Source organism: Verrucomicrobiia bacterium (genome assembly GCA_035629175.1).
Lineage (GTDB): Bacteria > Verrucomicrobiota > Verrucomicrobiia > Limisphaerales > DASXHY01 > DASXHY01.
This window is the reverse complement of the sequence record DASPIL010000070.1, coordinates 91,014-111,618: the sequence shown is the minus strand read 5'-3', so window position 1 is coordinate 111,618 and position 20,605 is coordinate 91,014. Positions and strand designations below refer to the sequence as shown.

Genomic DNA, 20,605 nt, shown 5'->3' with positions numbered 1-20,605 from the left:
TAATCAGACCCCAACCAAATGGCTTTCCTCAATCCAGGTTTTTCGTCCCGCAACAATCGTTGCGACGGCCTTTCCCTTGAGCGGCCAGCCATGAAACGGGTTGTTTAAAGACTTGCTTGCCGTTTCCGTCCTGTCAAATGTCCACGCCCGTTCCGGGTCGAGCACCGTCACATCAGCATCCGCCCCCACGCTCAACGTTCCTTTCGCAACCCGCAGCAATCTGGCGGGAGCAACCGTAAACTTTTCGATCAACTGGAGCAGGCCCATTCTGCGCGTGTGATACAACTGCATCAGCGACAGCGAGAGTTCGGTCTCAAGGCCCGTGATGCCGAACGGCGCGTAATCAAATTCGACTTCTTTTTCGTAACCGCAATGGGGCGCATGGTCGCTCGCCAGGATTTCCAATGTGCCGTCAACGAGTCCTTCAAGGATTGCCTCGCGATCCGCCGCCGAACGAAGCGGCGGATTCATTTTCATCCCTGTGTCATACGCCGGCCACGCAGGAAGCGACGCTTCGGGAACATCGCCAACTCCAAAAATGGATCGTCCGTCCTGCGCCCAAAACTTCCCGCTGCCGGCGACGGCGGCATCGGTGAGGACGAAATGATGCGGACAGGCTTCGCCAGAGATCGGAACGCCGCGCTGCTTCGCCTCCCGAATCAGCCGCACGCTGCCCGCCGCGCTGATGTGCTGGCAGTGCACACTGGCGCCAGTGAGTTCCGCCAGGAGAATATTGCGGGCGACGATCATTTCCTCACCCGCAGCAGGCCAGCCCCGGAGCCCCAGCGCCGTGCTCCAATAGCCCTCATGCATCACGCCATCCGTCACGAGCGAGTAATCCTGGCAATGATCCATCACAGGAAGGCCGAACATGTTCGCGTATTCGCACGCGCGCCGCATCAGTTCGTTGTTCTGCACGCAATGCCCATCGTCGGTAATCGCCACCACGCCCGCACGCTTCAAGGATCCGATCGGCGCGAGTTCTTCCCCCGCGATTCCCTTCGTGATGGCGCCCGCCACCAGCACGTTGGCTTTCCCTTCCTGCTGCGCCCGATCCCGGATCAACGCAACCGTTCCCGCGTTGTCGATCGATGGGGATGTGTTCGGCATGCAGACGACCGTGGTGAATCCTCCGCGCGCTGCGGCGGCGGTGCCTGTCGCAATGTTTTCCTTCGCCGTCTGGCCCGGTTCTCGGAGGTGAACGTGCAAATCGATCAATCCCGGGCAAACGACGAGGCCGGATACGTCCATCCGCTCCGCGTCACTGGGCGCGCGATTGGTGGCATCAGCGCCCACTGCGGCGATTTTGCCGTCTACAATCAGCAGGTCCGCAGAGGAATCGAGACGGTTGGCGGGGTCGATCACCCGGCCACCAATGAGGAGCAGCGCGTTCATACGGCTGGAGAGTCTTGAGTCAGGCCAACGTCGTGTCGAGCTTGCAGTTTCCGTGCGCGGCCGCCTCTGCGCAGTTGCCCAGTTTTGTTCTGCCTGGCGTCGGAGTTGGGCTGGCGGAGCAAAGCGTCCGGACGGAGCGCCGACTTCCAGTTGGCTTTGCGCTTGAAATCCCCGGGGCGGCAAATGCGAGGTGATTCTTTTTGCCGACGGACACAAACCCCCAAGTGTGCACGATCGATTTGTTCATGGTCGTAAGCCAACGACTGCAAGTCGGCACTCCGCAGAAATGAAATCGTCTGCGCAACGGTCTGTGCTCGCGCATTGACAATGAATGCTCGGAACGTATGCTTTGGCCCGTTGCGCGAGCCCCTCCCGGGCTTGCCGCCAAAGCGCTCTGCGCGGAGGCGGGCGTAGTTCAATGGTAGAACGGCAGCCTTCCAAGCTGCACACGAGGGTTCGATTCCCTTCGCCCGCTCCATCCTCCTCCTCATTTCGTTTGCAATCGTTTTGCCGATCCTTCCTGATGCCAAACGCAGCAATGGCAGGGATTTACGAAGGCACGCAGGATTGACGCTAAAGCACGCTGAAAGCCTGCGCTCCAGCTTAAGTCTTTCGCACGCCGCGTCTCATTAGACGCAACTCTCCGCGAATGACGGTTTTATACGTTGAACGGCCAATCTCCCGCGTGACATTCAGTTTGAGTTTGTGTCTAATCTCAGCCGGGAGACTGCAGGCGTGTTTTACCTCCAGATTTGGCGGCTCGGCAGTCTCACCTTTTGAAACGTTTTTATGAAGAAATGGCCGCTCCAGTCAGTCTATAGCGCGTTGAAGCTATCGACGAACTACTGGAAAACAACCCGGTGCTGGCCGGCGTTGTTGCTCGCCCTTGTGCTCGCAGGCTGCAGTGCCGCGCGCTACGAAAAGGCTGCTGACCGCCGCGCCTACAAGATTCTTGAAGCAAAATCCAAAGCCGTTCCCAACGCGGACCCCGCCTTCACCATCGAGCAAACCAATGTCGTGGATCTCGCTTCGCTCCCGACCGTTCCCGCTGCAGCGGATTTTCTCGGCACCGATGGGACCAACGAGATCGGCGCACACATCCTGCCATTGGACGAGGCCTTGAAGGTGGCGGTTCGACACAACCGCACGTATCAGCTGCGCAAGGAACAGCTCTACCTTTCAGCCCTCAGCCTGACGCTGGCCCGGCATCAATTCGCTCCCCTTTTCTCGGGCGGGGGAAGCGCCGGCGTCGGGGGCCAGGCCATCAATGAGGCCGTGGAAGTCATCGACCCTGTGACGCAGGAACCGGTCGTCGTGCTGACCGACAGGCTCGTCGAGGATCAGCATGTGCAAGCCGACGGCGACCTGAACGTGGATTGGCTGATCCGCGACGTGGGCCGCCTGTCTGTTGCGTTGAGCACGGATTTTGTGCGGTTCATCACGGGCGATCCGCGTTCGGCAACCTCGTCGCGTGTGGCTGCAACATTCGTCCGGCCGTTGCTGCGCGATGCGGGTTTCAAGCGACAGATGGAAAACCTGACACAGGCGGAGCGTGACGTGTTATACGACCTGCGCGATTTTACTCAATTTCGCAAGGACTTCAGCGTGCAGGTCGCGACCGCGTACTATCGCGTGCTGGGCCAGCGCGATGCCGTTCGCAACAGCTTTCTCAATCTTGAAAGCTCCCGCCGCAATGCCGAACGCACGCGTGCACTTGCCGCCGAAGGCCGTGTGACCACCGCCGACCTCGGCCGTCTGGAGCAGCAGGAACTCAGCGCGGAAAGCGGCTGGATCAACGCCGTCAGCGTTTACCAGCAATCCCTCGACAACTTCAAGCTGCAGCAGTTGGGAATTCCCGTGACAATCAACCTCGTCCTCGACGATCGGGAACTGGAAAAACTGGTCATTCAACATCCCAACCTGGACGCCGAGAACTCCGTGAAAGTCGCGCTCGTCGCGCGCATGGACCTCATGAACGTGCGGGATCAACTCACCGACGCCGAACGCTCGGTGGCTCTGGCCCGTGACGCCTTGAAAACGCAGGTCGACTTCATCGCGACGGGCGGCTTCGTCAGCGGCGATGAACCATATGGCCGCCTCGCCCTGCCCGATCCCGACCGTTATAGCTGGAGCGCGGGACTCGATGTCGATCTTCCCTTCGATCGCACATCCGAACGCAATTCGTATCGTGGAGCTCTCATCGCCGCCAAGCGCGCGGTTCGCAACGTGGAACAGCAGGAAGACCAGATTCGCCTCGAAGTGCGCGAGAGCTGGCGAACGCTTGACCAGGCAAAGCGCAATTACGAGATCAGTGAGATTGGCGTCGGGATCGCAGAGCGCCGCGTCGAAGAGCAGGAACTGCTCTCTGAAGTGGGACGCGCCCGCGCGCAGGACCAGGTCGATGCGCAAAATGCGCTGATCGATTCAAAAAACGAACGAACCCAGGCGCTCGTGACGCACACCATCGCGCGTCTTCAATTTTGGAATCAAATGGGAATTCTTTACATCAAAGACAACGGCCAATGGCAGGAGGTATCCAATGCGGCAGCTTACTAAAATCTACACAGTCATTCGTCGGCAACCCGCGTGGATGCAGCTGGCGGGAGTCGTCCTGATCATCGGCGGCGCCATCCTTTGGTTTGGGCGCGGTTCAAAGGTCCAGGAAGGCGCTCCCACGTTCGCAGCGCGGCGCGGCGCATTGAACATCTCGGTCCTTGAAGGCGGCAGCCTGCAGGCCCTCGAAGCCCAGGAAATCAAATGCGAAGTCCGCGTCGGCTATCAGGGCGCCAAAATCCTCAAGATCGTCGAGGAAGGATATCTCGTCACGGACGAGGACGTTAAGAATGGCAAGATTTTGTGCGAGCTCGACTCCTCGGATCTCCAGAGCCGCATGGTGCAGCAGGAAATCCAATATCAATCCGCCCTCGCGAGCCTCACCGACGCGCAACAGAACTACGAAATCCAGCTCGGACAAAACGACAGTGACATCAAGGCCGCAGAACAGAAGGTCCGATTCGCGCGGATGGATTTCGACAAGTTCCTCGGCGACAAGGTCACGTCGCAAATCGTCAAGGACATCGGGCTCGATCAGTATCTCGCCGAAGCGACGACGAACAATGTGGAGCAGACGCTCAACGCATCCGCCGCCATTCCTGAGACCCCCACGCGAGCAGTCGACACCGACAAACTCATGGTCATGCAGGTCTCCTCGGCGGGCGAAGTTCCCGAGACCATTTCAGTGAAGCTGCCTGTTCGCGAGGCAGGCAGCACGGCAACCACTGCTGCTCCCGAGGTTGCGCCCATCGAGGAACCCGAACGCGTGACCCGCACGTTCTGGGTGGATTTCAGCCGGTACGCAGACATGAACCTGCTCGGCGACGGCGAAGCGAAACAGAAACTGCGCAAGCTTGAAGACGACTTGCAGGTCGCGCAAAAGGAACTCGGGCAGGCCTCGACTGCTTTGGAAGGTACACGGCGGCTGTTCTCAAAAGGCTTCGTCCCGAAGACTGAAATCACACGCGACGAAATCTCGCATGAGAGCGCCCGCTTGAAAGTGCAGACGGCCGAAACCGCCCAGGCGCTGTTCCTGAAGTACGAATTTCTGAGGTCTGCCGAGGAATCGCTTTCCAAGTATTCGGAAGCCGTTCGCGAACTCGACAAGGCCCGGCGCGTTGCCATTTCCAAACTTGCGCAGGCACGAGCGCGCCTCAACTCGGCGCGCGGCCAGTATGAAGTGCAATCGCGGCAGCGGCAGGATCTCCAGGAACAATTGGCAAAATGCGTCTTGCGCGCTGAAAAGAGCGGGCTCGTGGTGTATGGCGCGAATCGCGATGACGGCGTTTATTATGGCAACCAGGAACCCATTCGCGAAGGCGCCACCGTGCGCGAGCGCCAGGCGATCATCACCATTCCCGACATGACCCGCATGGCTGTAAACGTGAAGATCCATGAGAGCTACATCAAAAAGGTGAAGAAGGGTCAAAAGGCCCGCATCACTGTCGACGCGTTCCCCGATGAAACTCTGACAGGCGAGATCACCAAGGTAGGCGTGCTGCCTGATTCTCAAAATCGCTGGATGAATCCCGACCTCAAGGTTTACCTGACCACGATCGCAATCGACGGGACGCATGAGTGGGTGAAGCCAGGCATGAGCGCGAAAGTTGAAGTCCTCGTCAACCAGCTTGATGACGTCATTTACGTTCCCATCCAGGCGGTCGTGCCCGAGGAAGGCAAGCAGGTCTGTTACGTCGTGAACGGCGGATCTCCCGAACGCCGCCCCGTGCAGGTCGGCGAATTTACGGATGAATTCATCGAGATTCGGCAGGGAATTCGCGAAGGCGAACGGGTCATGCTGCGGCCGCCCACAGCCTCGGCTCCCACCTCGCCCTCTGAACCCAGGCCTGCAGACAAGCCACTCGAGAACGAAACGGCGCCGCCCGAAACGACGACCGGTCCTGCGACCACGGCGAAGATTTGAAGGCCATGGGATCGCCGATCGTTCAGTTTGCAGACGTTCGCAAAACGTACCAGATGGGGCCCGTGACGGTTCAAGCCTTGCGCGGCGTTTCGTTCAGCATCCAGCCCGGCGATTACATCAGCATCATGGGACCGTCTGGATGCGGAAAATCGACACTGCTCAACCTGCTCGGCTGCCTGGACCGGCCCTCCTCGGGACAGTATTTCCTGGGCGGCGATGACGTTTCGCAAATGGATGATGATTCACTCTCGACTGTCCGCGGCGCGAGATTGGGCTTTATTTTCCAGAGCTACAACCTGATTCAGCAGCTCACGGTGGTTGAGAACATTGAGGTTCCGCTCTATTACCAGGATCGGCCTGAAGACGAATGCCGCGAGATCGCCTGCCGGCTCGCGTCGCTTGTCGGCCTTGGAAAGCGGCTCGATCACAAGCCGTTCGAACTTTCCGGTGGCCAGCAGCAGCGCGTTGCGATTGCGCGCGCGCTCGTGAACGACCCGCTCGTCATCCTCGCTGACGAACCGACAGGCAATCTGGATTCGTCGTCGGGCAAGGAAATCCTGAAGGTGTTTGACGACCTGAATGCGCAGGGAAAAACGTTAATCCTCGTGACCCACGACGTTTCTGTCGGCGAGCGATCCAGCCGGGCAATTCGGCTGAGGGATGGCGAAATTGAAACCGATGTCCGACGCTAAGTTTATTCCCAAACACGGCGTGGCACCAGGCTTCTCAATGGCACGATTGCAACGTGCCGTGCGGCTCGGGATGAAGAGCCTCTGGCTGCATCGCCTGCGTTCGTTGCTGACGGCGCTCGGAATCGTGTTCGGTGTCTGCTCGGTAATCTCCATGCTGGCGATCGGCGAAGGCGCCAGCTATGAGGCACAGGAGCGTATCAAGAGTCTCGGCAGCCAAAACATTCTCCTGCGCAGTGTCAAACCTCCTGAGGAACAAAAGGTCTCGGATCGCGGAAGCCAAAGTTCCGTGCTGCAATACGGGATCACTTACAACGATGCCAAACGCATCGCCATGACGATCCCCGGCGTTTCGATTGTCCTGCCCGCGCGTATCATTCGCGACTATGTCTGGAACATCAGCCGGCGCGTCGACTGCGACGTGGTGAGCACGGTTCCGTGGTATCCCGAGATGCGAAACCATCGCGTGGCCGCGGGCCGATTCTTTACGGACCACGATATGACAGGGCAGGCGGGTGTCTGCGTGCTGGGCGCAGAAATGGTCGCAGCCCTGTTTCCATTGCAGTCGCCCATCGGCCAGCATGTACGCGTGGGAAGCGATTACTATCAGGTCATCGGCGTCATGGAACCACGCACCGAGATCAAAGGCGAAGAGGGGCAGGGCGATTCCAAATCGGCCGTGCATCGCATGTTCATCCCGCTGGAAACCGGCAAGTCGCGTTATGGCGAAGTCCTGATCCGCCGCCGCGCCGGCAGCACCGAAGCCGAGCGCGTCCAACTGCACGATCTCACGGTAAAGGTCGAATCGCTCGACAAGGTCATGGGCGTATCGGAGGCCATCAAAGAAGTGATGCAGCGCAATCACAAGAAGAAGGATTATGAAATCGTCGTGCCGCTTGAATTGCTGAAGAGCGCCGAACGGACCAAGCAGATCTTCAACATCGTCCTCGGGTCCATCGCCGCCATCTCTCTGCTCGTCGGAGGCATAGGCATCATGAACATCATGCTCGCGAGCGTTACCGAACGCACGCGTGAGATCGGCATCCGCCGCGCGCTCGGCGCCCGGCGGCGGGACATCGTCATACAATTTCTTGTTGAGACCGTGATGCTTTCCGGCGCGGGCGGTCTGATAGGCGTGATCCTTGGCGTGATGATCCCGCTGATCGTCACCCACACTGCGGGAATGAAAACGATTGTGACGTTCTGGTCGCCGCTGCTCGCGTTCACCATTTCGGGAATGGTCGGTGTGATCTTCGGAATCTATCCCGCCATGCGCGCGGCAAAGATGGATCCCGTGGAAGCCCTGCGGCACGAGTAAGCGCCGCCCGATCAATCGGAATCACGAAGCGCGAGAGACCACGGAATCGAACTGAAGCTATGTCCGACGTTTACCAGGAGTTGTTAGAGGCGACGATCGCGCACGTGAAGGATCTCAAGGCGCACGGCGTTCGGTTTATTCCTGTTTCGCCGGAAAAACTCGCGGCCCTCGCCGCTTTGACGCCTGCTGCACCCGTCCGCCGCGCCGCGTCAGCTTCCCCCGGCCCCGTGACATCGCGCTCGGTTGCAGCTCGCGCGCAACCAAGCATTCCATCCGCGAAACCCGTTGTGGTCGAACTTTCGGCCGCCGCAGTTCCAGCCCCGTCTGCTGCAATCGCCGATTCGCCCAAGGCTGCCGCATTCGAAGCCCTGAGAAAAAAGGTCCTGGAATGCACGCAATGTCCGCCGTTGGTGGCCGCGCGCCAAAATGTTGTGTTCGGCGTTGGGAATATTGACGCCGAGCTGATGTTCGTCGGCGAAGCTCCTGGTGCAGATGAAGACCAGGCGGGCGAGCCATTCGTCGGGAAGGCGGGCCAGTTGCTGACAAAGATCATCCAGGCAATGAACCTCAGCCGCGAAAAAGTTTACATTGCAAATATCTTGAAGTGCCGCCCCGACATGCCTGCGCAGGAATCGGGAAATCGCAAGCCAACCTCACAGGAGATGCAAACGTGCATTCCGTTCCTCCATGAGCAGATCGACCTCATCAAGCCGAAAGTGCTGGTGGCGCTGGGCGGCACGGCTGTCGAGGGCTTGCTCGGACAGGCAGGAGGAATCACGAAATTGCGCGGCAACTGGCAGACGTATCGGGGTATTCCCCTGATGCCCACGTATCACCCCGCGTACCTCCTCCGAAATCAATCGATCACCGAGAAACGCAAGGTGTGGGAAGACATGCTGCAGGTGATGGCGAAGCTTCAGATGGCGATCAACGACAAGCAACGAAACTTCTTTCTGAAGGCAGGGTCGTGAAACAGTGGTGGGCGAAACTGTTGGTCGTCCTGGCTGTCATTGCGGTCCTGCTCACAATTCTGCTCGCAATCCAGACATTTTCCTCACGATGCGAACTTGCCAATGTTCGCGAACGACTCCGGGGGGCTGGCGCACGCCTGGATATAAACAGCGTCCGCCCGCCGCGCGTTCCTTCGCCAAGCAACAGTGCACCCGCGCTGATGACAGCCATACCTCACCTGGATCTGGCGTCAGAGGACCCAATCAACCGCAATCCTCCTCGAGCCATGCGAATGACTGGCCCGGGAAAGGCTCTGGCAATCCTTCAGCAACCGTCCGTCGTGAACGGGCCTCTAAGCAATTCATGGGAGGAAATCACATCAGCTCTTGCTCACCGCCAACATGGGCTCGATCTTTTGAAACAACTCCCAAGTGGAACACGATTGGACTTCGCTTTGGATTATAAACAAGGATTCAACCTCCTCTTGCCCCACCTCGCGCCGCTGAAAGGCTGCGTCCAAATGCTATCCGCGGCTGCGTTGGTTGACCTGCACAAACGCGAATCGCGAGCCGCGGCAGAGAAGTTGCAGGCCCTCCTTGTTCTTCTCGCGGCGATGGACGATGAACGCATAGTTGTTTCCGAATTGGTCCGTTACGCGTTGGCTTCCTATGCAGTCCCGCTTACCTGGGAATTGCTACAGGCCGAGGAAGTAACCGACGTCGACCTTGCTGCCGTATCGGATGCTTGGGATCGCGTGTCCTTTCAAAGGCCCATGAAAAATGCGCTGATCATGGAACAAGCCGTTGCATCGGTTTCGATCGAGCAGTTGAGAAGGGACCCTGCCGCTGCTGCCGTAATGGGTGTGGCTGTCCCGGCCAGTGGATCAACCGATTTGCTCGAACTGCTGAACTCCGTGAAATCCAAGGCAGGGGTCTTAATGTGGCGAACGACATGGTCATACGAGGACGAGCGCCGCATGCTGGAGTTGAACCAAATCCTTGTCGAAACGGTGCGACAGATTGAAACCAATGGCTCATACCATTCAGCGCTCGCGCGGCGTGATCACGAAATAAAAAGCCGCGGCCTGGATCGTGAGCCCGAAAGCTGGCTGCGGCTGCAATTCGACGACACAATGCTGGGGATCTTCGGAGAGTCTTCGCTTGGCAGTTCTCTGGACATCATGCTGACTGCCGACGCGGGAAGAGTGGTTTCAATGACAGCAATTGCATTAAGACGGTATCACTTGAAGCACGGGGAATTCCCTGAACGGATCGAACAACTGGTTCCTGCGTTCAGCCCAGCCCCTCCACGTGATCCCGCAGATGGCAAAACTCTGCGTTATCGCCGCAATCAAGACGGAACGTTCACGCTGTATTCAATTGGCAAGGACTTCAAAGACGACGGAGGCTCAAGTCTGCGAGGTGCCAAGGAACATCATTGGTTGAAGGCCGAAGATTGGGTTTGGCCGCAGCGCGTCAGTGACAACGAAGCTGAAGCGTTCGTCAGGACGAACCCGAATCGATGAAGCGGTTCGTCAATCACTGGGCGTTAAAAGGTGTTGGCACGCTCGTAGTGGTGATGGCGCTTCTTTGGTTTGTGCTCCTCTTGTGGGCCACGGATGCTTCGAGTGCCGCGGATCGCTATCGCGCGGAGTTGCGGAGTCGCGGTGAAGTTTTCGACCTGGCAAAACTCGCGCCGCCTCGGGTCCCGCCCCAAAGCAACTATGCGCACGTGTTTGAATCAGTGGCGGCCGGCCTCGAGTTGCTGCCGGAGGACGCCCTTTCTACGAACGGAATGGGAGGCCCCACCATGGTCGGGCCAGGACGAATGGTTCTGGCTTCAAAACGGCCGCAATGGGAACTCAGGGACTGGGCGACCAACACTTGGGAGGAAATCGGTGACGCCGTAGACAAACGGAGCCCGCACCTGGGGCAACTGCTGCGCCTGCCGTTGGGCTGCCGCCTCGACTTTGATCTCGAATACATGGAGGGCCCGCGAATGCGACTCAGTCCCCTTGCAAAGCAAAAGTCCATCGCAACACAGCTCAACTCGTCGGCGCTCTATCACCTTCACCGCGATCAGACTGACAAAGCCGCGCGGAATGTGACCACTGTTCTCACGCTCATCTCAGCACTTGATGACCAGCGAATGATAATTTCAGAGTTGGTCCGGCATGCCATGGTTGCCACCGTCCTGACGCCCACAATCGAACTGCTGCACAACGCGGCCGTCAACGAAGCCGAATTGGTTGAGGTGCAACGTGGATGGAGCCACCTCGAGTTCGTCCGCCCGATGCAACACACGTTCGAACTCCAAAGAACCATGCTGCCCATGGCGATCGCCCTAATGCGCGACGAGCCAGACTCCTACTTTACGACCCCTGCGCCTTCTTCATCGTCGACTATGATCGATTCCTTGCGTGGGCTCGGCGAAAATGCGCGGTTGCGTGCGGCGGAAATCGTTTGGCGAAAATCATGGTCCTTTGCCGATGAACGGCGCGCGATTGAGTTTGCACAACTGTGCGTCGAGACAGTCCGACGGATCGGAACAAATGGCGCGTTCAAACCTGAACTGAATCATCTGCAATCCGAGCTCAAGGCCCGTGGCCTGGACGATTTCACGGCTAATTCATGGCTGCGCTCCGTCCTGGGCCAGGATATCGGTGAGATGTTCGACTCCACCGGCAGTCTATCGAAGGCTCTGGACAAAATGTTGGCAGCCGAAGCCACCCGGGTCATGGCGGTCACAGCCATCGCTCTTAAACGTTTCCAGCTTCGCCATGGTTCCTTCCCCAACTCACTGCAACAGCTCGTGCCGGATTTTCTGCCCCATGTTTCAAAGGATCCGGTGGACGGAAAACCACTGCGCTATCTGGCGAAGCCTGATGGCACATTTGTGCTGTACTCCGTGGGCGCTGATGGCATCGACAGTGGCGGCGATGCGACGCCGGCCCGAACTTCCCGCTCGCACTATTGGCTGTTGGGAAAAGACTGGGTTTGGCCGCAGCCTGCGGCAGACGCCGGTATCGAGGCACACAGGTTGGGTTCGGCAGCTCGTTGACTGCGCAAGGAGAGCGGTATTTCATGCCGCTTCAGCGCAAGACACTTCCAAACGTTCCAATACTCGTCCCGCACGCAAGCACTGGAACTCTTCAGCGCCGTGAAAGGCGGGTTCCTTTCAGAACTGAAACCCCTCAGTTCAAACTTTCCCCAGCGATGCTCTTTCTCTAGCTTCCCGGCCCATGGATTTCCTGAAGCAAGTCATCGACATGGTCCTGCATCTTGACAAGCACCTGGATGCTCTTGTCGGGCAATACGGACCGTGGATCTATGTCCTCCTGTTCCTGATCATTTTCTGCGAAACAGGGCTGGTCGTAACCCCGATTCTTCCCGGCGATTCCCTTCTGTTTGCAGTTGGCGCGCTCGCTGCCCGTCCCGATGGGCTCAATCTCTGGATCGTCCTGAGTTCGCTGATTGTGGCGGCGATTCTCGGGGACTCAGTGAACTACTGGATTGGGTATTTTCTGGGCGAGAAACTTCAAAAGAAATATCCGCGATTGATTCGACCGGAGCACGTCAAGCGTACGCATGATTTCTATGAGCGTTATGGCGGCAAGACCATCATCATCGCGCGTTTTGTTCCGATCGTCCGCACCTTCGCGCCTTTTGTGGCAGGACTGGGCAAAATGACCTACTCCCGTTTTATGATGTTCAACGTCTCGGGGGCGTTGTTGTGGATTCTCCTGCTCGTGCCCGCAGGTTATTTCTTCGGGAACCTCCCGTTCGTCCGAAATAATTTCTCCACGGTGATTCTCGCGATCATCATCCTGTCCATCGTCCCCGGCGTGATCGAATTCATGCGCGAACGCAAACGTCTCAAGCAGGGAAAAATATGAGCGGACCGCGGCATTCATGCTGCCTTCGCACAACACAGTTCCGAACTCGCCAACGCTCGTCCCACCACGCTAGCCACGGCGCGCTCCTCAGCCCGCACGCACGAGGGTTTTGACAGCGCGGTTCCCTGCAGTCATTGACTTCAATAGCTCGGGCAATTGACTGAGGCTGCATTCGCCATCGACAAAATCTGCTGCGCGAATGACGCCCCTCTCGATAAATTCCAACGCGCGGCGAATCGACCGCGGTGTGTGATGAAAACTGGCAAGGAGCGTGAGGTCTGAATAATGGATCAACGTGGTATCGAGCGTGATTGTTGTTCCCGCAGGACAACCTCCGAAGAAGTTCACTTTTCCCCCCTTCCGCACGAGCTGCACACTGGCTTCCCAAACCTCCGGCTTCCCAACCGCTTCAACAACCGCATCAAATGCACCCGTGCTCCCACCGCGCACCCGGGCGGCCAAATCAGAGCCGTCGCCTATGTCCACAACCTGTCCCGCGCCCAGCCGCTTCGCCGCCTCGAGCCGCACGGCCCGCCTGCCCGCGACCGTGACCTCGCATCCGAGTTCGCGCGCCAGGGCGACAAACATCAATCCAATCGGCCCGGCTCCCAGCACCAGCAGATGCTGCCCTGGCTGGAGTTTCAAATCTTCAATGCCTTGCACCACACACGCCAGCGGCTCCGTCAATGCCGCATCAGCGAACGACGTTTCCGGTTTGAGACGAAGCATGTTCTTCGATGCAATGCGCGCCGGAATAACAATGGACTCCGCGTAAGCCCCGTTCAGGAACAACAGGTCGTTGCAAATATTTTCCTGCCCCGCCTGGCAATGGAAGCACGTGCCGCAAGGGGCTGAATTCGCGACGACAACGCGGTCACCGATATGCCAGTCACGATCAGACAAGTCGTCCGCGGCATGGGAGATTTCCGAGATGACGCCAGCCAGCTCGTGGCCGAACACTGCGGGTGGGACGATCATCTTTGCGTGATAGCCCCGCCGAAAGACCTTCAGGTCTGTGCCGCAGGTGAGGGCTGCCTTGATCTGAATCCGCACTTCCCCAGCCTTGAGGGGCGCAGGAATCACTTCCTCGATCCGAACATCTTCTTTGCCGTAGAGCACAGCCGCTTTCATGAGGCGCGCAGTCTATCGGGTGCGGAACGAAGTGGAAGAAGGTTTTGCAAAGGAGTGCGGCCGTGGAGGCTGGCATCCTTGCCTGCCGTGGAGCCGGGCTTCCAGCCCGGTGGAAGGAACCTCAAACAAAGCCGAGCGCACTGAAAGAATCTGAGTGTCTCTCGTGCTTGACGTTTTTCTGGGCGGCAAGGATGCACGCCCTCTACGTCAGGCAAGATGCCTGACGCCACCCTCCTGCGGCTTCTACGCCGATCTGTGTTCATCAGTGTCCGTCAGGGTTTAAGCTCGTCTTCGCCGTCCTTGGACGAATTCGGCTTTCACTTTCGTGTGGTTAGTGTGTTTCGTGGTTTGAAAAATTCGCACACACACCTTGCCTCGATTGGCGTAATTGGCGTAACCGCCGTTTTGCTTCGTGCCGGTCATTTTACCTCATGGTTCACGCTTTCTTTCAATTCTGCATCGATGTTCATTCGTGTTTAATCCGAAATGCCTCACGCGACGGCCGCGAAGGACGCGAAGGAAAGCATTGAGCAGGAGCACGCAGAGGCAGCAGAGAAAGGGCAGAGGAATCTGTTTCCGAATCCGGTTTCATCCGTCTCCATCCGTGGTTGAATATTCAATTCCGCTGCTGTCTATTCGTGTGGTTCGTGTGGTTCGTGTGATTCGTGGTTGAACTTCCTCTCGTCAATCCGTGCAATTCGTGTCAACCCGTTTTGTCTTTCCCGATCTGCCTCCAGAATTCAAGAGAGGTTGCCTCACGGGAAGGGCACAAAGAGAAGACGTTTAACAAGAGCACGCAGAGGCAGCAGAGAAAGGGCAGAGGAATCTGTTTCCGAATCCGGTTTCATCCGTCTCCATCCGTGGTTGAATATTCAATTCCGCTGCTGTCTATTCGTGTGGTTCGTGTGATTCGTGGTTGAACTTTCTCTCTTCAATTCGCGTAAACACGTTTCCCCCGTTTTGGTTGCGGCTCTGCCGCGCTTCAACCGCGCGGAACTTCCAGTTTGAAATTAACCCCCGCCTTGAATAATCGCTTAACCAGCCGTCGATTGACAGGATCGCCGTGCCAATGCACCACGTTGCGCGCTGCAGTTTCCGGAACTCCCGCGTCACGGATCAAACGATCTGCACTCGCGGCGAAGACATTGTCCACGGATCCAAATCTCTCCAGCAGTTTTCGCGCTTCATTCACTCCTACGGCAGAAATTCCCAATCCAAACAACGCACGCCAGCCTTCCAGCTTCGTGCTCGCACGAACGGCATCGAACAGCGCCGCGGCCGCGGCAGCGCCAACTCCAGGCAGTGCGCCGATCTCACCCAGCCGCAGCCGATAGAGCTCGCTGGCGTCCCGCGCCAGGCCGCAAGATACGAGGAGCCGGACCAGTTGCTCGTCGACGGGAATATTCATCGCGGCTGACGAACACCAATGCGCGATGAGACGCCGGATCCGTGCGGGACAATCCATGTTGGGACATGATGAATCGAGATCATCTGGTTTCGCAGTGCGGTATAACGGCGAGCCGCACTCTGGACACGTGCGCGCGGGATCGAATTCTGCACCTGGCTCGAAAAATCGTTTGAAAAGCTTGAGCATTTGAACTGAGGGCAAGACCGCCGCGCCCGCGGTCGATCGCTACAACATGGCGAGAAACTCTTCCTCGGTCAAAATCCTGACGCCAAGTTCACGCGCCTTCTCGAGTTTCGATCCCGCGTCAGCGCCGGCGAGCACGTAATCCGTTTTGCGGCTGACACTGCCACTCACCTTGCCGCCAGCCGCTTCGATTTTCTCCGTGGCTGCCTCACGAGTGAGCGAAGGCAACGTGCCTGTGAGAACGAACGTTCTTCCAGCAAACGCTGCGTTGGTCCGCCCGCTGGCTTTCGACACGTCAGCGGCCGGCTGAATGCCCAGTTCACGCATTCGCGCGAGCAGCTTCCTTCCAGGATCGCCTCCCAGAAAATCAATGACACTGGCCGCAGCGACGGGACCGACTTCCGGCATTCGCGACTTTAAACCTCCGGAAGCCAGGCGCGCCTCAATCTCCGCAATTTCCAGCTTCAACTCCGCGTCACGCTTTTCCCGTGCGGCTCGATCCCCTTCATCACGCGGCGGGTTTCGACGCGAACGCGGGCTCACCTCGGCTCGCTCGGCTTCCAGGCGTCCCAAATCGCGGATGTCCCTCAGCACTTCGGAATCGGCCAAAGCCTCAAGCGACTCATGTGTTGCCGCCAGTTGCTTCGCTGTCGCTTCTCCCACGTCAGAGATGGCCAGCGCATGGATCCAGCGATGCAGCGGGGCTGTCTTCGCACGTCCAAGCGCTTCAACAATCTTCGCTGCATTTTTTTCTCCGAACGTTCGCGGTTCTTCGTCCGTGCCGAGATTCAGGCGTGCCAGTTCGCCGGGATTGATGTCGAAGAGATCCAGCGGATCGCGAACAACACCACGTTCGACGAGCTTCTCAGCCACGACGCCGCCAAGCGATTCGATATCGAGCGCCTTGCGATGCGCTAAATACTCGACACGCCGCGTGAGTTGAGCGGGGCAGCCGGCAATGTTCTGGCAACGCCATGCCACCTCTTCGCCGCCACTGCGCTCGATTTTGTCCCGTGCGATCGCGCCTCTGCATGCTGGGCATTTTCCGTTCACGTGCGCAAACAAGTCGAATGGCTGAGCGCCGTCGGGACGCTTTGTTTTAACAACTTCATACACCTCCGGAATCACCATCCCGGCTTTGCGAATCACAACTGTGTCGCCGATGCGGATATCCTTGCGGCGGATCTCGTCCTCGTTGTGCAGCGTCGCGCGGGCGATCGTGGAGCCTTGAACAAACACGGGTTCCAATTCTGCCACGGGAGTAAGCACCCCCGTTCTTCCGACCTGAACCGTGATGGCTCGCAGGCGTGTCTCGGCCGGAGTAATCCACGGCACGGGCTTGTGCACGATCGCATAGCCCGGCGCGCGGCTGCGTCCCGGAATGCGCGCCCAATCCGCCAACGTATTGACCTTTAATACGATCCCATCAATTTCATACGGCAACCGCCGACGCAGGTCGCGGTCCTCGTCGTAATTGGAGACGACTTCCTTTCGATAGACATCAAGCACCTCGTCAATTCCGTGGCAAACCCACCAAAGCTTCTGCGTGGGCAATCCCATTTCGCGCAGGGCCTCAAGCATTTCTGAATGGCGCTTGAACTCGATCCCCTCCAGCGCGCCCACCGCATAAAACACCGCGCGGATCGGGCGCTGCGAGACGAGTTTCGAGTCGAGTTGCTTCAACGCGCCAGCGGTGGCATTGCGCGCGTTCGGAAAAGCTTTTTCGCCCGCAGCAGCCATCCTTGCGTTCAATGCATCAAAGTCCTTGATGGTCATGTAAGCCTCGCCCCGGACTTCGAGCAGCTTAGGCGCGCTCGTTCCCGCACCAGCCGCTTGCAGCCGCGTGGGAATGGATCGGACAGTTCGAAGATTCACCGTGATGTCATCGCCTTCCGTGCCGTCACCGCGCGTCACGCCGAGCGCAAGCCGGCCGTCGCGATAATGCACGCTGACAGAAACGCCATCCACCTTCGGTTCCAGGATGTATTCAATTCGATCACGTCCCAACTGGCGGCGCAGGGTGGTGTCGAACGCGCGCAATTCGTTCAAGGTGTTTTCATCCTGAAGTCGATTGCGCTTCTCGCGGTCAGGTTCTTCCACGCTCGTGGGATGATCACTTGCTTCGACTTTATCGAGTGAGAGCATCGGCACGAGATGCCGCACGCGGGCGAATTTTTCACTGACGCCGCCGCCGACTCGTTGCGTTGGCGACTCTGGAGTGACCAAATCCGGGAAATTCTTTTCGAGCTCCTGAAGTTGTTTGAAGAGCGCATCGTATTCGCGGTCGGAAATGAGCTGCGTGCCGGCGACATAATAGGCGTGATCATGCCGCCGAATTTCCCCGGCAAGTTCCGCGTGGCGCTTATTGGCCTGCTCTGGCGTCATGCCGCGAAGTTAACGAACCGTGCTTCAGCTTGCAGGTGTTTTGTGCGCTTCGGCGTTCGTCGCGCGCCCCACGTTTTACCTGGAACGCAGCATCGGTCGCACGACGTGAACACCGCAGCGCGATGTCCATAACTTCCCACGGAGCCCGTCCATCATGGCTCCATCCCAATCGTATGGATGCGAATGCGTCGATATTCCATCTGTCCGCGATCCCCTTCCAATCCGATCGGCCCGGTTGCGGGCAATTTCATCGCGGCTTCGAGCACCTCGCCGTTGCATGTGCAATGCGCGACGTTGTTGGTCACCATGATCTCAATCTGGTTCCATTCCTGCGGACGATAATTCTTGAGCTGCTTATACGGTCCGGCCAGGGAGTAGTCGCGGCATTGCAATTGCGGGCCCCGGATGAAAATGCCGCTGTCGGCGTTGGGCGTGGCTCGGAACTCAAGCTTCAGGATGAAGTCCTTCGGAAACTCCTCGGTCGTCCACAGTTGCACAATCTTCCGTCCTTCAGGAGGCGTGGTCACAATCAGGCGCCCCAGCTTCGCCACGTAGCGGCCATCCGCGGTTTCTGTTTCATCGCTGAAGCGATTGGTTCCGTAACGCCACCCGTCCAGGTTGCTGCCGTTGAACAGCGGAACAAAGTCGTTCTCGATCGTGAAGTCGTCCCGTTCGCGTTCAAGAAAACCCAGGGTCGAAAAGATCGGGCGCAATGCGGCCGCCCATTTGGCGTAGCCCATGTCGTTTGGATGCAGCAGGTCCGGAAACTCCGAAGCCTTGGCGTCACCGTTTGCGTCGGCAAAAAGCGTCCAGGTTTCGATGAGGGTGACCTGTGGGTCCCCTTTCACTGCGGCCGCATAAAGTTCATTCAAACGTTTGATTTTGGCAGCTGGACGTTTCTTCGACTCCGCACTCGGCATCACCTGGCAAAGAACAATCGGCATCTCGGGGCCGTGCTGTTTGAGCGCGGCGAGGATCAGCTTCAGGTTCGCCGCGACAATTTCCGGATCCGCATTCTCCTCCAGGTCGTTGGTGCCGATCAGCAGCACGACCGCTCTGGGCCGCAGCGACAATACGTCGTCCTTGAGGCGAATCAAAACGCCGCGGGTGGTATCGCCGCTGATGCCGCGGTTGGCGACCTTCATTCCGGGAAAACTAGTCTCGAGGCGGTCGCCCCAGCCTTGCGTGATGGAATCGCCGAGGAAAACGACGGCCCGCTGATCCTGCTCAACACGCTGCGCCCACGCGGTTCGGCGTTCGAGCCAGACCTTCTGAAACCAATCCTGCCGCCGAATCGGCCCCGCGCCCGGCAATCCGTCATCGCTCGCGGGAATGCTGAGCGTCGTGCGGGTTGCTGGCGCGATTGCGGGCGTTTGTGCGACAGCAACCATCGTCAAACAGCAGCAACCGGCCAAGGAAGCCATCGTCGAAAGGATTTTCATAGCGAGTGGCGCCAGCTTGCTGCATTTGCGATAGGAAGCAAGCCCGCCAGGCATGCGGCCGCCATATCTTCTCCCCTCTTCCGAGCGCAGCCGGAGGAGGGGCCGGGGGAGGAGCTTCCTCGCCTCACAAACAGCAGGCGAATCCAATAACCCCTCTCTCCATCTCTCTCCCCGCTCGTGCCTCACGGAGCGAGAGGATCAAAATAAAAGGCCGATCAAGTCTCACTTCCCACGCCCGCCAGTCACTCCGCCGCCTTATCTTCTCCCCTCTTCCGAGCGCAGCCGGAGGAGGGGCCGGGGGAGGAGCTTCTCGCCTCACAAACAGCAGGCGAATCCAATAACCCCTCTCTCCATCTCTCTCCCCACTCGTGCCCCGCGGGGCGAGAGGGCCCGCCAGTCACCTCCATATTCGTTGCGTTCCCTGAATGGTTCCTGCATTTTCCGTGCTGCAAAAAGCCCACTCAGCATGCGTTTGTCCATAGTCACCCCCAGCTTTCGGTCTGCAAAATGGTTGAAACTCTGCATTGCATCCGTCGCGGACCAGGAAGGGGTCGATGTCGAACACATCGTGCAGGATTCCTGCTCGGACGACGGCACCCAGGAATGGCTGCCGCACGACAGACGCGTAAAAGCGTACATTGAAAAAGACCAGGGGATGTATGACGCCGTCAACCGTGGATACCAAAGAGCGCAAGGTGACATCCTTGCTTATCTGAACTGTGATGAACAATACCTGCCCGGCGGCCTCAAGGCCGTTCACGATTTTTTCGAGGAGAATCCAAGGACGGAAGTGTTGCTTGCCGGCACCATTGTGGTTGGAAACGCGGGAGAGTACGTGTGTCATCGTCACTCCTTGGTCCCGCGCTTGACGCACCTGTGGTATCGATTTCCCGTACTGACCAGTTCCGTTTTTCTCCGTCGCAGCGTGATTCACGACAGGAAGCTGCTCTTTGACACACGCTGGCGCGACCTCGGAGACATTCATTGGATACGCAGATTGCTGCAGGAGAAGGTTCCCATGGGCGTCAGCAATACATTCACTTCAGTTTTCGCGGACACCGGCGAGAACATGAACTTGAAACCCAACGCCATTCGCGAGAAGGCGGAGTGGGCTGCAATGATACCGTCAACGCACAGGCTGCTGAAACCCGTGTCCATTTTGCATCATCGCGCGCGCCGCATGGCAGCCGGACATTTTTCCATGAAGCCCACCAGCTATTGCATTTACACGCATGCCAGCCCGGACAAGCGCGTTCGAATCGATGTGGAGAAGCCCACTGGCGTGTGGTGGAATCGCTTGTAAGTTCAGCAGAGCCCATTCAAATTGTGAG

At 58.3% G+C, this 20,605-nt stretch carries 14 protein-coding genes and 1 tRNA gene; 10 read left to right on the top strand and 5 right to left on the bottom strand.

Features of this window, described 5'->3' with window-relative positions; genetic code table 11:
* Window positions 1-3 precede the first annotated feature (3 nt).
* Complete coding sequence (locus tag VEH04_12920; protein ID HYG23678.1) at window positions 4-1,395, bottom strand: dihydroorotase; 1,392 nt, start codon at window positions 1,393-1,395, stop codon at window positions 4-6.
* Window positions 1,396-1,799: 404 nt separating this feature from the next.
* Here VEH04_12920 and VEH04_12915 point away from each other — a divergent pair.
* From VEH04_12915 to VEH04_12875, 9 genes are all read left to right on the top strand, one after another.
* Window positions 1,800-1,873: transfer RNA gene (locus VEH04_12915), tRNA-Gly, on the top strand.
* 311 nt (window positions 1,874-2,184) lie between these two features.
* Complete coding sequence (locus tag VEH04_12910) at window positions 2,185-3,951, top strand: TolC family protein (protein ID HYG23677.1); 1,767 nt, start codon at window positions 2,185-2,187, stop codon at window positions 3,949-3,951.
* A complete protein-coding gene (locus tag VEH04_12905) occupies window positions 3,935-5,872 on the top strand; it encodes an efflux RND transporter periplasmic adaptor subunit (GenBank protein HYG23676.1) in 1,938 nt (645 codons plus the stop codon). The genes VEH04_12910 and VEH04_12905 overlap by 17 nt, the downstream gene beginning before the upstream one ends.
* Window positions 5,873-5,877: 5 nt before the next feature.
* Window positions 5,878-6,564, top strand: a complete 687-nt coding sequence (locus tag VEH04_12900) for an ABC transporter ATP-binding protein (protein HYG23675.1) — start codon at window positions 5,878-5,880, stop codon at window positions 6,562-6,564.
* A gap of 37 nt (window positions 6,565-6,601) precedes the next feature.
* Window positions 6,602-7,879: an ABC transporter permease gene (locus VEH04_12895; protein HYG23674.1), complete on the top strand. Its 1,278-nt coding sequence runs from the start codon at window positions 6,602-6,604 to the stop codon at window positions 7,877-7,879.
* A gap of 59 nt (window positions 7,880-7,938) precedes the next feature.
* A complete protein-coding gene (locus tag VEH04_12890; protein HYG23673.1) occupies window positions 7,939-8,850 on the top strand; it encodes a uracil-DNA glycosylase in 912 nt (303 codons plus the stop codon).
* On the top strand, window positions 8,847-10,355 hold the full coding sequence (locus VEH04_12885; protein ID HYG23672.1) for a hypothetical protein: 1,509 nt from the start codon (window positions 8,847-8,849) through the stop codon (window positions 10,353-10,355). The genes VEH04_12890 and VEH04_12885 overlap by 4 nt, the downstream gene beginning before the upstream one ends.
* Window positions 10,352-11,890: a hypothetical protein gene (locus tag VEH04_12880; GenBank protein ID HYG23671.1), complete on the top strand. Its 1,539-nt coding sequence runs from the start codon at window positions 10,352-10,354 to the stop codon at window positions 11,888-11,890. The genes VEH04_12885 and VEH04_12880 overlap by 4 nt, the downstream gene beginning before the upstream one ends.
* Window positions 11,891-12,071: 181 nt before the next feature.
* Window positions 12,072-12,725, top strand: a complete 654-nt coding sequence (locus VEH04_12875; GenBank protein HYG23670.1) for a DedA family protein — start codon at window positions 12,072-12,074, stop codon at window positions 12,723-12,725.
* Window positions 12,726-12,812: 87 nt separating this feature from the next.
* On the opposite strand, the gene VEH04_12870 is transcribed toward VEH04_12875, so the two are convergent.
* The 4 genes from VEH04_12870 to VEH04_12855 form a co-directional block, all read right to left on the bottom strand.
* Complete coding sequence (locus tag VEH04_12870) at window positions 12,813-13,856, bottom strand: zinc-binding dehydrogenase (GenBank protein ID HYG23669.1); 1,044 nt, start codon at window positions 13,854-13,856, stop codon at window positions 12,813-12,815.
* A 982-nt stretch (window positions 13,857-14,838) separates the two neighbouring features.
* Entirely contained in the window at window positions 14,839-15,450 is a 612-nt protein-coding gene (locus VEH04_12865) for a helix-hairpin-helix domain-containing protein (protein HYG23668.1), read from the bottom strand.
* A gap of 39 nt (window positions 15,451-15,489) precedes the next feature.
* The gene (ligA, locus tag VEH04_12860) at window positions 15,490-17,832 is read right to left on the bottom strand and encodes an NAD-dependent DNA ligase LigA (GenBank protein HYG23667.1); all 2,343 of its coding nucleotides are present in this window, start codon (window positions 17,830-17,832) and stop codon (window positions 15,490-15,492) included.
* A gap of 152 nt (window positions 17,833-17,984) precedes the next feature.
* Complete coding sequence (locus VEH04_12855; GenBank protein ID HYG23666.1) at window positions 17,985-19,223, bottom strand: GDSL-type esterase/lipase family protein; 1,239 nt, start codon at window positions 19,221-19,223, stop codon at window positions 17,985-17,987.
* Window positions 19,224-19,740: 517 nt separating this feature from the next.
* On the opposite strand from VEH04_12855, the gene VEH04_12850 reads away from it, so the two are divergent.
* Window positions 19,741-20,577 carry a glycosyltransferase gene (locus VEH04_12850; protein ID HYG23665.1) on the top strand — a complete coding sequence of 279 codons (837 nt, stop codon included), beginning with the start codon at window positions 19,741-19,743 and terminating at the stop codon, window positions 20,575-20,577.
* The last annotated feature ends 28 nt before the right edge of the window (window positions 20,578-20,605 follow it).

What these genes read in the sequence shown, in the direction of transcription:
- VEH04_12920 (HYG23678.1), bottom strand. Translation starts at nt 1,395, where the DNA reads ATGAACGCGCTGCTCCTCATTGGTGGCCGGGTGATCGACCCCGCCAAC.
- VEH04_12875 (HYG23670.1), top strand. Translation starts at nt 12,072, where the DNA reads ATGGATTTCCTGAAGCAAGTCATCGACATGGTCCTGCATCTTGACAAG.
- VEH04_12890 (HYG23673.1), top strand. Translation starts at nt 7,939, where the DNA reads ATGTCCGACGTTTACCAGGAGTTGTTAGAGGCGACGATCGCGCACGTG.
- ligA (HYG23667.1), bottom strand. Translation starts at nt 17,832, where the DNA reads ATGACGCCAGAGCAGGCCAATAAGCGCCACGCGGAACTTGCCGGGGAA.
- VEH04_12855 (HYG23666.1), bottom strand. Translation starts at nt 19,223, where the DNA reads ATGGTTGCTGTCGCACAAACGCCCGCAATCGCGCCAGCAACCCGCACG.
- VEH04_12905 (HYG23676.1), top strand. Translation starts at nt 3,935, where the DNA reads ATGCGGCAGCTTACTAAAATCTACACAGTCATTCGTCGGCAACCCGCG.
- VEH04_12900 (HYG23675.1), top strand. Translation starts at nt 5,878, where the DNA reads ATGGGATCGCCGATCGTTCAGTTTGCAGACGTTCGCAAAACGTACCAG.
- VEH04_12865 (HYG23668.1), bottom strand. Translation starts at nt 15,450, where the DNA reads ATGCTCAAGCTTTTCAAACGATTTTTCGAGCCAGGTGCAGAATTCGAT.
- VEH04_12880 (HYG23671.1), top strand. Translation starts at nt 10,352, where the DNA reads ATGAAGCGGTTCGTCAATCACTGGGCGTTAAAAGGTGTTGGCACGCTC.
- VEH04_12850 (HYG23665.1), top strand. Translation starts at nt 19,741, where the DNA reads ATGCGTTTGTCCATAGTCACCCCCAGCTTTCGGTCTGCAAAATGGTTG.
- VEH04_12910 (HYG23677.1), top strand. Translation starts at nt 2,185, where the DNA reads ATGAAGAAATGGCCGCTCCAGTCAGTCTATAGCGCGTTGAAGCTATCG.
- VEH04_12870 (HYG23669.1), bottom strand. Translation starts at nt 13,856, where the DNA reads ATGAAAGCGGCTGTGCTCTACGGCAAAGAAGATGTTCGGATCGAGGAA.
- VEH04_12895 (HYG23674.1), top strand. Translation starts at nt 6,602, where the DNA reads ATGGCACGATTGCAACGTGCCGTGCGGCTCGGGATGAAGAGCCTCTGG.